This is a genomic window from Desulforamulus aeronauticus DSM 10349, assembly GCF_900142375.1.
GTDB classification, from domain to species: Bacteria; Bacillota; Desulfotomaculia; order Desulfotomaculales; family Desulfotomaculaceae; genus Desulfotomaculum; species Desulfotomaculum aeronauticum.
This window is the reverse complement of the sequence record NZ_FRAR01000007.1, coordinates 162,405-174,051: the sequence shown is the minus strand read 5'-3', so window position 1 is coordinate 174,051 and position 11,647 is coordinate 162,405. Positions and strand designations below refer to the sequence as shown.

The 11,647-nt window shown below is 41.7% G+C and carries 12 protein-coding genes and 1 pseudogene; all 13 read left to right on the top strand.

Annotation, left to right across the window (positions count from 1 at the left end; translation table 11 throughout):
* Nucleotides 1–227, top strand: a 227-nt coding sequence (locus tag BUA78_RS04250; protein ID WP_207650478.1) for a hypothetical protein, incomplete at its 5' end; no start/stop codon positions are given.
* Nucleotides 228–316: 89 nt separating this feature from the next.
* Nucleotides 317–805, top strand: coding sequence for a M48 family metallopeptidase (locus tag BUA78_RS04245; RefSeq protein WP_072911229.1), 489 nt, complete (start codon nucleotides 317–319; stop codon nucleotides 803–805).
* 71 nt (nucleotides 806–876) lie between these two features.
* Complete coding sequence (locus BUA78_RS04240; RefSeq protein WP_072911227.1) at nucleotides 877–2,319, top strand: DEAD/DEAH box helicase; 1,443 nt, start codon at nucleotides 877–879, stop codon at nucleotides 2,317–2,319.
* A 103-nt stretch (nucleotides 2,320–2,422) separates the two neighbouring features.
* Nucleotides 2,423–2,818, top strand: a complete 396-nt coding sequence (locus tag BUA78_RS04235) for a hypothetical protein (protein ID WP_072911226.1) — start codon at nucleotides 2,423–2,425, stop codon at nucleotides 2,816–2,818.
* A gap of 67 nt (nucleotides 2,819–2,885) precedes the next feature.
* On the top strand, nucleotides 2,886–3,704 hold the full coding sequence (locus BUA78_RS04230; RefSeq protein ID WP_072911224.1) for a CvfB family protein: 819 nt from the start codon (nucleotides 2,886–2,888) through the stop codon (nucleotides 3,702–3,704).
* 253 nt (nucleotides 3,705–3,957) lie between these two features.
* Nucleotides 3,958–4,616: pseudogene (locus BUA78_RS04225) on the top strand (response regulator transcription factor).
* Nucleotide 4,617: 1 nt separating this feature from the next.
* The gene (locus tag BUA78_RS04220; protein ID WP_072911223.1) at nucleotides 4,618–5,664 is read left to right on the top strand and encodes a sensor histidine kinase; all 1,047 of its coding nucleotides are present in this window, start codon (nucleotides 4,618–4,620) and stop codon (nucleotides 5,662–5,664) included.
* Between the two features lie 171 nt (nucleotides 5,665–5,835).
* On the top strand, nucleotides 5,836–6,603 hold the full coding sequence (locus tag BUA78_RS04215) for an ABC transporter ATP-binding protein (protein ID WP_072911221.1): 768 nt from the start codon (nucleotides 5,836–5,838) through the stop codon (nucleotides 6,601–6,603).
* Complete coding sequence (locus BUA78_RS04210; RefSeq protein ID WP_072911220.1) at nucleotides 6,596–8,593, top strand: FtsX-like permease family protein; 1,998 nt, start codon at nucleotides 6,596–6,598, stop codon at nucleotides 8,591–8,593. Before BUA78_RS04215 ends, BUA78_RS04210 begins: the two co-directional genes overlap by 8 nt.
* Before the next feature lie 163 nt (nucleotides 8,594–8,756).
* On the top strand, nucleotides 8,757–9,245 hold the full coding sequence (locus tag BUA78_RS04205; protein ID WP_072911218.1) for a hypothetical protein: 489 nt from the start codon (nucleotides 8,757–8,759) through the stop codon (nucleotides 9,243–9,245).
* A 323-nt stretch (nucleotides 9,246–9,568) separates the two neighbouring features.
* Complete coding sequence (locus tag BUA78_RS04200) at nucleotides 9,569–9,940, top strand: MarR family winged helix-turn-helix transcriptional regulator (RefSeq protein WP_420795491.1); 372 nt, start codon at nucleotides 9,569–9,571, stop codon at nucleotides 9,938–9,940.
* A gap of 141 nt (nucleotides 9,941–10,081) precedes the next feature.
* Nucleotides 10,082–10,354 carry a hypothetical protein gene (locus tag BUA78_RS04195; RefSeq protein WP_072911215.1) on the top strand — a complete coding sequence of 91 codons (273 nt, stop codon included), beginning with the start codon at nucleotides 10,082–10,084 and terminating at the stop codon, nucleotides 10,352–10,354.
* A 67-nt stretch (nucleotides 10,355–10,421) separates the two neighbouring features.
* The gene (locus BUA78_RS04190; protein ID WP_084082299.1) at nucleotides 10,422–11,591 is read left to right on the top strand and encodes an MFS transporter; all 1,170 of its coding nucleotides are present in this window, start codon (nucleotides 10,422–10,424) and stop codon (nucleotides 11,589–11,591) included.
* Nucleotides 11,592–11,647: the final 56 nt, after the last annotated feature.

Genomic DNA, 11,647 nt, shown 5'->3' with positions numbered 1-11,647 from the left:
TATGCTATACTAGATTGGTTGCTCAGTTGATTGGTGAAACAGAGGACGAAAAAATTGCGCTTGGCCAGGTAAAAAAGGCGGCGGAGCCCTATTCGGAGCAGGTTGAATTTGTCTATATGAACAAGTTCTCTCATACGGAGATGCTTGACGCCTTGAGTCTGGCAGGTAAAGACTCCACAGTTTTGTTTGTCAGATGGGTGAATACGCTTTCGACCACCGGGCGCTGAAACGCTGGAATATCGAAGAAAGGTTCGCCTACTCCAAGAAATGCCAGTGAAAATCAAACCGATAACAAGCAATATAAGGAGTTACCCAGATGGAACAACAGCCTAGAAACAATTGCTATTATTTGGGGAAACTTTATCCTGTATATATGGAAGTAGATCCTTCAATTAAAAAGATTACTATACAATGGGATGGCAAAGCTTTTATATGTACCAGCCCACAAGAGGGAGATATTGGTCTGACAGATGCTCTTCGGGCCTTTTATACAAGAGAAAGTCGAAAATTAATTGAAAAAAGATTAAAATTATACCAACCGAGCTTTAAAGTAAAATATAAATCTTTCTCCATTGAAAATCACTCAAACAAATGGGGAAGCTGTAGTTCAAATAGACACTTAACTTTCCATTGGAGATTAATCCTGTTTCCCCTTGATGCAATTGATTATGTCGTTATTCATGAACTCTGTCATCTAATACATATGAATCATGACCGTTCCTTTTGGCGATTGGTAGGCAAGATTTGTCCAAATTACAAAGAAGCGATGGCTGTTTTGGGGACGGAAAAAACTAGAGAGGTGTAGGAGAAGAAAATAATGTATCTTTATAATGGATAATATAGAAAAAAGACTTAAGAGAAAGAGTGGATAAAGGGATGACATCAAGTTTTAGTAATTATCAATTGAGTAGTGAGTTATTAAAGGCCATTAGTATGTTGAATTATAATAGCCCCACGAGAGTCCAACAAGAAGTTATACCAGCTGTCTTAGAGAAAAAAGATATCATAGTAAAATCCCAAACAGGAAGTGGAAAAACTGCATCCTTTGCTATTCCAATTTGTGAATTGGTAGATTGGGAAGAAAATAAACCGCAAGCATTGGTGATTGTACCAACAAGAGAACTTGCTATCCAAGTTAAAGAAGATATTTTTAATATCGGTAGATTTAAAAGGGTTAAAGTACCTGCGATTTACGGGAAAGCACCCTTCTATATGCAAGAAAAGGAGCTTAAACAAAAAAGCCATGTGGTGGTTGGCACACCTGGGCGCATTATAGATCATATTGGAAGAGGAACCTTTGATACATCAAAAATTAAATATCTTGTAATAGATGAAGCCGATGAAATGCTTACTATGGGTTTTATAGAGGATTTGAAAATAATAATTAGCAGTATACCGATAGATCGTGTGACGATGTTATTATCAGCTACCATGCCGAAAGATATAGAAACCCTGTGTGAACAATATATGAAAAACCCTATACACGTTGAAATAGAAGAAGAAAATTCATCGTTAGATCGGATTTATCAGGCAGGATATATCATTGAAGAAAGAGAGAAAATAGACCTTTTAAAAGATGTAACAATAATTGAAAATCCCGATAGTTGTATTATCTTTTGTAATACAAGGCAAATAGTAGATGAGGTTTATGATGAACTAACAAATCTGAAGTATAACTGTCAGAAGATTCATGGTGGGATGGAACAACCGGATAGATTGCGGATAATGAAGAATTTTAAGCAAGGTTATTTTAGATATCTGATAGCAACAGATGTTGCCGCTAGAGGATTAGACATAGATAATATTTCCCTTATCATTAATTACGATATATCCCAAGACAGTGAAAGCTATGTTCATAGAATTGGTAGAACTGGACGTATCAGCAGAGAGGGTAGAGCAATTACTTTTGTAACAAAGGATGAAAGTAAATTTTTAGAAGATATACAACGCTATATCGGAAAAGAAATTCTTCTGAAAGAAAGACCAGAAAAAGAAACTGTAGATAAGTTCAAACAGGCATTTAATAAAAAAATGAATACTAGACCAAAAATAAAAGAAGAAAAAGGTGCACCCTTACGTAAAGAGATTATGAAATTACATATAAACGCAGGGAAGAAAACTAAGATGCGGCCAGTGGACATTGTGGGTACACTTTGCAATATAGAGGGTATGACAGCGGAGGACATAGGAATAATCAACATCCTTGATATATCTACCTTTGTTGAAATATTAAATGGTAAAGGAGAATTTGTTTTCCAAAAATTACAAAATATGAATATCAAGGGAAGACCTCGCAAGGTTAGTAAAGCGGAGAGATAGCCACCATGTGCATGAGCAGAACCCTTGCCAGGGTGAAATAGGATTAAATTAAAAACGAATAGAAGATTGTAAAAAGTAAGCAGTAGCTATTTGGAGGTTTATGATGATAAAAGCTTATTTAGTAGGAATATCAACTCCCTATGAGAATGAGGATATACAAATTCTTTATCGCATCTATCAAGATGAAGAACTACTATCCGAAAAAAAGATTCTCAAGGGATATCAGAAGCCATTGGTGGTAAGTCACGTTGCCTTACTAACACTTTTGAAGGAATTAAAAAAATATATAAAAGATGAGATAATCATTGTCATTAATGATGCAGCATTAAATGAGCAAATTAGAGGGACATTCACAACCAAAAAAGCGGAAGTTGTAAAGATGGCAAACAAAGTTAGAGATGAACTAAAAAAATTCAATAATTCCGTTACTGTTAAAGATGTTAGTAGTAATCATGCGGAGTTAATGAAATGGAATGATGAGTTGAATTTTGGATTTTGAGAAAGTGCGTGTAAGGATAGAAAGATATCGCTATTGCTAAAAAATAAATGATAAAAGAAGGTACATGATGATAGAAATAGGAAAAATGCAGAAGCTGCAAGTAATTAGAAAGAGTGGTAGTGGGGCGCATTTGGTTGATGATATTCTATTACCTATAAATGAACTCCCCGGGAATTTAGAAATTGGTGATACAATAGAGGTTTTTGTTTATAAAAATGGAGAAGACAAAACCTTAGCAACGGTTAGGAAACCAAAGCTGACAATTGGAGAATTGGGTTTTTTAAAAGTAGTAGAAATTACAAACTTCGGCGCCTTTTTAGACTGGGGTATGCCGAAAGACTTGTTATTACCTTTAAAGGAACAAGTGGGTGTGATTAGAGAAGGTGAGTTTTGTCTTGTAGGTTTGTATATTAATAATAACAATAAAGTATGTGCAAGTATGCGTATATATAACTTACTAAGCAACGATTCACCCTATCAAGAAAAGGATAGGGTGAATGGAACTATTTATAGTATTAATGAAGAGATTGGGGCTTTTGTGGCTGTAGATGATACGTACCATGGATTAATTCATAAAAACCAGCTATATGGCAACTATGCTGTTGGTGACCAGATTGAACTAAGAGTTAAAAAGGTGAGAGCGGATGGTAAGCTAGAATTAAGTTTTAGAGATAAGGCTTACAATGAAATAGAGGGTGATGCACGAAAGATTTTAGAACGGCTGAAATCAGGTGGCGGTACTCTACTAATCAATGATGATAGTTCTCCCGATTATATAAAGACAGAGTTAAATATGAGCAAACGTGCCTTCAAAAGGGCCGTTGGACGACTTTTAAAAGAAGGAGCAATCGAAATTACAGAGGAAGGTATTAAGTCGATGTGGTAATTTGAGACTTAATATCGATTATCCGGGAGTGTAAAAATTTAGTGTAAATGGATTTTTGACGGAGATAGCTGTGGAATTTTATTCCCAGCTTTCTTCTTTTCTATAGCTATATCTGGGACAGAAGACAGTGGAAACGACTGCCCAATTGATTCAGGACAGAGAGCCTTGAAAGGGCAGAAAAAGGAGCTCATGCCGGTTTTTTATTGCCGCTCTTCCATGATAGAATAGTATCACGAAAGGGAGGAACTGCTTCATGCATAAGATCATGATTGTCGAAGACGATGCCGTTATTGCCAAAGCGATTAAAAACCATATCGGAACCTGGGGGTGTGAAGGGGAATGTGTGACCGACTTCGAGCAGGTGATGTCCCTGTTTATCTCCTACAATCCCCATCTTGTGCTCATGGACATCTCGTTGCCTTTTTACAATGGGTACCATTGGTGTAGCGAGATCCGCAACCGATCATCTTTATCTCCTCCGCTGCCGATAATATGAACATCGTCATGGCGATCAATATGGGTGGTGATGATTTTATTGCCAAGCCTTTCGACCTAAGTGTTCTGACGGCCAAGGTGCAGGCCATGCTGCGCCGGACCTATGATTTTGCCGGACAGACCGATTTGTTGGAGCACCAAGGAGCCATCCTCAATACCAGTGATGCTTCTTTAACCTATAACGACACCAAGGTTGAGCTGAGCAAGAACGATTATAAGATCCTGAAAATGCTGATGGAGAATAAAGGGAAGGCGGTCAGCCGTGAAGCAATCATGGCCCGCCTGTGGGAAACGGACAGTTATATTGACGAAAACACCCTGACGGTCAACATGAGCCGGCTGCGCAAAAAATTGGAGGCGGCAGGATTGGCCGGGTTTGTTGTGACCAAAAAAGGGATAGGGTATATGGTGACATGATATGAAAGAGATCAGCACATGGGCAGTGGGGAAGCAGTACCTCCAGGGGCATAGCAAGGGAATCCTTTTGTACTGCATCTTTGCCGGTGTATTTGCGTTGGTGTTTTATCTGTATCATCTTCCTGTGGAAGCGGTGCTGTATGCTGTTTTGCTCTGTGTCGTTCTAGTCCTTCCGGTCCTGACGGTGGATTTTCATCGCCACTATCAACGATACAGAGTGCTCCGCGATTTGCAAAAACAGATCACGTTCAGCCTGGAAGGGCTCCCTGAGCCTAAGGGCTTATTGGAACAGGAGTATCAGGAACTGATCGCCGCTGTATACCGGGATAAGATCGGGCTGGTTTCCCAGGCCGATAATGAGCGGAGTGACTTGGTGGATTATTATACCTTGTGGGCTCATCAGATCAAAACTCCTATCGCCGCCATGGGCCTTCTACTCCAATCCTCCCCCTCAGCGGAGGATGACCGGAGTACTGCTCAGAGCATGGAGCATAATAGCGAGCTGGCCATGGAGCTGTTCAAAATTGAACAGTATGTGGAAATGGTACTCCAATACCTGCGGCTGGAGAGCCCTTCCTCTGATTTTGTACTGAAACGCTATTCTCTGGACGTCCTTGTCCGGCAGGCGGTGCACAAATATGCCAAGATGTTTATCCGCAGGAAAATCAGCCTGGACTTCTCCGAACTGAATTGTGACGTGCTGACTGATGAAAAGTGGCTGCTGTTTGTAATTGAGCAGATATTGTCCAATGCTTTGAAGTACACCAGGGAGGGGAAGATCTCCATTTATATGGAAAGGGGCAGTGCCAAAACCCTGGTGATCGCCGATACAGGGATAGGCATTGCTGGTGAAGACCTGCCCCGAGTCTTTGAAAAAGGCTTTACCGGTTATAACGGCAGAAGGCATAAAAAGTCCACAGGAATCGGTCTCTATCTGTGCAAGCGGATACTGACCAAGCTATCCCACACCATTGTGATCGAAGCGGAGTCGGGCAAGGGCACGAAAGTTAAGCTAGGCCTGGATACGGTAGATATGGTGATGGAATAAAGGGCGGTTGCTGGGTCCCTTAGATTCCTGCATAATCCATGCTCCTTGAATGTAGTTATGTTCTACCTTACAAAAGGGTAAGCTTGAACTGGAAAATGTAAGCCAAAGTTATGGCAGGGCATTTTCCAGTTTTGCTATACTGAACCTACTCAGCAAAGGAGGTTCTTTATTATGACCATTTTAGAGGTGAATAATCTTAAAAAAGTCTATACTACTCGCTTTGGAGGCAGCCATGTTCAGGCATTATCCAATGTGTCCTTCTCCGTGGAGCAGGGTGAATATGTAGCGATCATGGGTGAATCGGGGTCAGGCAAAACGACCCTGCTCAATATTCTGGCCTCCCTCGACAAACCCACCAGCGGTGAGGTTCTGCTCAAGGGGGAGCGGCTCAGCACCATCAAGGAAAAAGAGATTTCGGCCTTCCGCCGGGAAAATCTCGGCTTTGTGTTTCAGGATTTTAATCTGCTGGATACCTTCTCTTTGCAGGATAATATTTTTCTGCCTCTGGTGCTGTCCGGCAAGTCCTACGAGGAGATGAGCCGGCGCCTGCAGCCCATTGCCCGCAAGCTGGGCATCGGTGATATCCTGGCCAAATATCCTTATGAAGTATCGGGAGGGCAGAAGCAGCGCTGTGCGGTAGCCCGCGCCCTAATTACCAGTCCTCAGCTGATTCTGGCGGACGAGCCTACCGGTTCCCTGGATTCCCAGGCCGCTGAGGGTTTGCTTCGCCTATTTAAGGAAATCAATCAGGACGGGCAGACCCTGTTGATGGTTACCCACAGCGTAAAAGCGGCCAGCCATGCCAAACGGGTACTGTTTATTAAAGATGGTGAAGTCTTCCACCAGCTATATAAAGCCGGGATGTCGGATGAAGCCATGTACCAGAAAATCTCCGATACCCTGACCACCATGGCGACAGGCGGTGCGCGTCATGAGTAGATTCTTTTATGCCAAGCTGGCCGCCACCAATCTAAAGAAGAATGCCCAAACCTATCTGCCCTATATTCTAACCTGCATCGGCACTGTGATGATGTATTACATTATGGTTTTTCTGTCTAAAAACGAGGGTTTGGGCAACATGGCTGGCGGATCCGATATGCAAACGATCCTTTCCCTGGGCTCCTATGTAATTGCCATTTTTGCGACAATTTTTCTCTTCTATACCCACAGCTTTCTGATCAAACGGCGCAAAAAGGAATTTGGTCTTTTTAATATTTTGGGGATGGAGAAGAAGCATATCTCCAAAGTATTGATGTTCGAAACCCTGTATGTGGCGGTGATAAGCCTGGGGGCAGGCCTGCTGGGTGGGATACTTTTCTCCAAATTGATCTTCATGGTTCTGCTGAAAATCCTGCACTTCGAGGTGCCCCTGGGCTTTTCCGTGTCCGGCCCCGCTTTGGCTGCCGTGCCGCTCCTGTTCACGGGAATTTTCCTGTTGACGCTACTCAATACCTTGCGCCAAATTCATCTGGCTAAGCCTGTTGAACTCCTGAAGGGCGGTCAAACAGGGGAGAAGGAGCCGAAAACAAAATGGCCCTTGGTAATGATCGGAACGTTGAGCTTGGGCGGCGGGTATTATATTTCCCTCACCACCCAATCTCCGCTGGCCGCACTGGCCCAATTTTTTATTGCCGTTATCCTGGTGATGGTCGGCACCTATTGTTTGTTTACGGCCGGCAGCATTGCAGTGCTCAAACTGCTGCGCCGGAACAAGGGATATTATTATCAGACCCGGCATTTTACCGCCGTAGCGGGGATGATGTATCGGATGAAGCAAAATGCTGTCGGTCTGGCTAATATCTGCATCATGGCCACTGCCGTGCTGGTGATGGTGTCCACCACCGTGTCCTTGTACATTGGAATGGAGGACGTGCTGCGCACCCGGTATCCTCAAAATATCATGATTACCACTCCCGTTCCTGCCCATCAATCAGCCGAGGGTTTGCAGACAGCGGTTCACGAAGTATTGGCCCAGCACCGGCTGGAGGGGAAGGATATGCTGGACTACAGGTATGCGGCCTTTGCCGGCAATCAGGAAGGTGACACGGTGATTACGGATGAGAGCAAGATGTCCAATGCCTCGTCTTCAGTCAGGCAGTTCTATGTGATTCCCCTGGAGGATTATAACCGGCTGACTAATAGAACGGCCAGCTTGGGGGACAATGAGATAATGATTTATTCCAGCCGTAACGTGTATAAAGAAGATACCTTGACGGTGCTTAACCGGACATTTACAGTCAAGGAAAGGCTGGACTCGTTTTTTGAAAACAGCTTGGACAGGGTATTGATCATGGGCAACTATTATATCGTGGTTAAGGATATAGCTGTAGTCAAAGCTATGGAGAAGGCCCAGGCTGAAGAGAACGGGTATGATCCATCCGGTTATCAATATTATTTGGGCTTTGACCTGGACGCCAACGAGGCTGATATCTCGGCTGTTTACCAGGATATCCGCACGGCCGTGGGCAGTGATTATCCCGACAGCAGGATCGAATCCCCGGTGGCAGCAAAGGCATCCTTTTTCGCCATTTATGGAGGTTTGTTCTTCCTGGGGATATTCTTGGGGGCGCTGTTCATCATGGCTACCGTGCTGATCATCTATTACAAGCAGGTCTCGGAGGGGTATGACGATAAGGCCCGATTTGAAATCATGCAGAAGGTGGGAATGAGCCGTGAGGAGGTGAAAGATTCGATCCGCAGCCAGGTTCTGACCGTATTTTTCCTGCCCCTCGTTACCGCCGGTATCCATATTGCTTTTGCTTTTCCCATCATTACCAAATTGCTGGCAGTACTGAATCTCACTAATGTGGGTTTGTTCGCTTGGTGCACGGCGGGTACAATCTTGGTTTTTGCACTGTTTTATGCCATTGTCTATAGGCTGACGGCCAAAGTGTATTATAGAATTGTCAGCTGGGGCACATCTGCATAGGCGGCTGCATGATTAGAAAAGAGGATAACTGGTATCATTCAACAACGATCAGAGAGCCGCTGTGGAAGTAGGGGTTAGCAAACTTCTATGGAGCGGGACAGAGTGAGATGGTAATTGGAGAAGCCCTGAAAGGCTGTGACAGAGACAAGTGCAGGAGGGGAGCATGAGTATCTATCAATTTTTATCAAGTGACAAGCCATTGGAGACGGTAAGTAATCATCAAATTGAATATCTATCCATAGAAGAAGCTGAACAAAGAGGAATTTCCCTACCTAACTGGTATTCTAAAAATATGAATATTAACCGCACTGATAAAATAGTGTTGTATGCTCCCGACGAAGAATGTTTACGTGAAATTGAAATATCAGATGATAATGATTCTATCTATGCAAAACAGTATTCAAATAAGCGCTATCATTCTGCATTACAATGGGAGTATTCTGAAAAACGCGCACAGCAACTAATAAAATATATGACAAAACATTTGATGACGAGTTTGGAAATCGAATTATGGAATGTATGGCTTGACAGCAATGGAAAACCAACTATAAAAAAGTGTCATATTGATTCATTGACAATTTCAGAAATAAAGGAAATCGTTGAGCAAGACCCATACGGAAATCCACATTGTTTAGTTGTTGTTTATCAATAGGGGCTATGGTAAGGCTGAGTTACCAAAAATCCTGCAGGAACCTGATGTAGACCTGCACCGCAATCGGTGATTGCCGGAGTGAGCCAAACAAAAACCTGGAAGAGAACACAGTAATGTTCCTTTCCGGGTTTGTTGTTTTAAGAAGACTACCTATTTCACTGCAGAATAAAACTAGAAAGAGTTTAAAAACTAATTTAAAGTTGATTTTTTATATAAAATAGGTATATAATTGTCCTGACAACAATATAGAAATAGAGGGGATATCAGTGAGCTTTCAAATTGAGAATAGCCTTGGATTTATCATAAATCGTACAAATACACGAATGAAAAATAATTTGTTACACCATCTAAAAGATTATAACGTAACGCCTGAGCAATGGGCTGTTCTAAACCGTTTGTGGGAGACGGAAGGGATATCACCTAAAGAACTGTCAGAACTTACATCAAAAGACCAACCGACAACCGTAAGAATGCTCTCAAAGCTTAAAAAAAAGGGCTTTATCAGAAGAGAGGTAAACCCAGAGGATGGTCGGGCGTATCTCATTTATTTAACGGATGAGGGCCGAGCTTTAAAAGATAAACTTTTTCCTCTAGCTTTCAAAGCCCTTGATAAGTCCATAAAAGGCATAGATAAAGAGCAAATTGATCAGGTAAAGGTTGTTCTTAATAAAATTTTTGATAACCTGGACAGATAAATTTTTACCTAAATACTTGTTCGGACAATTACTTGGTTTTCGTAGTACTTGGCCTACATTCATCCAAAGGGTAAACAAAATGCTCAAAACTTAGCTAGCCTTACTACTGTTTCCACTAATCGGTAATAAGGGGGAGTTACGATGAGAGATGTTTTGGTTTTTAAAAGATCCAAAGAAGCTCTGTTAAATGCATTTTTCGACCCTGAATGTCATGAAAAAAGAGGATATAACCTAAAGAAATTTGAAGATGGCTATCGATATTACCCACTGGGTTGCAAAAAAACATATGTGATTAGAAACACCCAAATTTTTGAACTGGGGCAACATATTTTAACTTTCTATTGGTCTGGTCAAACAAATTCTGGCAAAGGGTTTAATTGTCTTGTCATACCTTTCAATAAGAAAGTCGAGTAGTTTAAGATATTTCTTTTAACTTATACTCACTAACAGTCAGACTATAATTGTACAAGGAGATGTACGTATGAATCAAAAACAATCCCTATGGAACAAAGACTTCATCTTAATCTGTCTAACTAGTTTATTTATGTTTACAAGTTTTTATTTCTTAATCTCTACCTTACCAATGTATGTCACTGAGGTCTTAAAGGGTAGTGAAAGTAATGTTGGCTATATTGTAGGGGTCCTTACCATAACAGCTGTTTTAGTTCGTCCCATCTCGGGTTACTTGCTTGACACAATGGGGAGAAAAAGTGTTGTGGTGGTTGCTTTAGTTGCCTTTGTGGCAGTAACCTTTGCCTATAATTTAGCAACAAGTTTGCTTATTCTTTTTCTCTTAAGAGCAATTCATGGATTGTCCTGGGGATTTACTTCAACAGGGGCAGGAACCATCGCCAGTGATATTGTGCCTGCTGCTAGAAGAGGAGAAGGAATGGGCTATTACGGATTAGCCGGTACCCTTGCTATGGCTTTGGGGCCTGTCTTAAGTCTTTATATTCTTGATAAATATGGATTTAATACTTTATTTACAACTGGTTCAATCATTGCTGCCCTTGCCCTTCTATGTGTGCTTGGCATAAAGGGCTTTGAAAGTAATATAGATAAGAAGAAAACAAAGATAAGCCTTAACAGCTTTTTAGAACCCAGGGTTTATTCCCTGTCGGTTGTACTGTTCTTTGTTAACTTGACCTATGGAGGAATCGTATCTTTTATAACCCTCTATGCTAAAGAACTGAACATTGCAAATGCGGGTATCTTCTTCATGGTTTATGGTGTATCCCTTTTGTTCGTCAGACCCTATGCAGGGAAAGTATTTGATAAAAGAGGCCCCAACCAGATCATGTTCATCGGTTTCTTAGCTTTGGCCATCTCATTTTTAGTTCTATTTTTGGCAAAGGGCTATCTGATGTTTATCTTATCAGCCATCATACTGGGCATAGGCTTTGGTATTGTTCAGCCAACCCTTCAGGCTATGGCTATAAATAGAGTTGAGCCCTTTCGTAGAGGGGCGGCCAATGGCACCATCTTTACTGCCCTTGATTTAGGTATTGGCATTGGCTCTATCTCACTGGGGTTGGTTTCAAATACACTTGGACTATCCTATATGTACCTTATATGTGCTTTTGTTGTAATAATCCCGATGTTAGTTTTCTTTTGGAAGGATGCTAAAAAGCCAAGTACACAGATGGGTTAGATATTGACTAGGCTTAAAAGAAATACTTTTCTACCAGATATGTTAAGTAAAAAGAC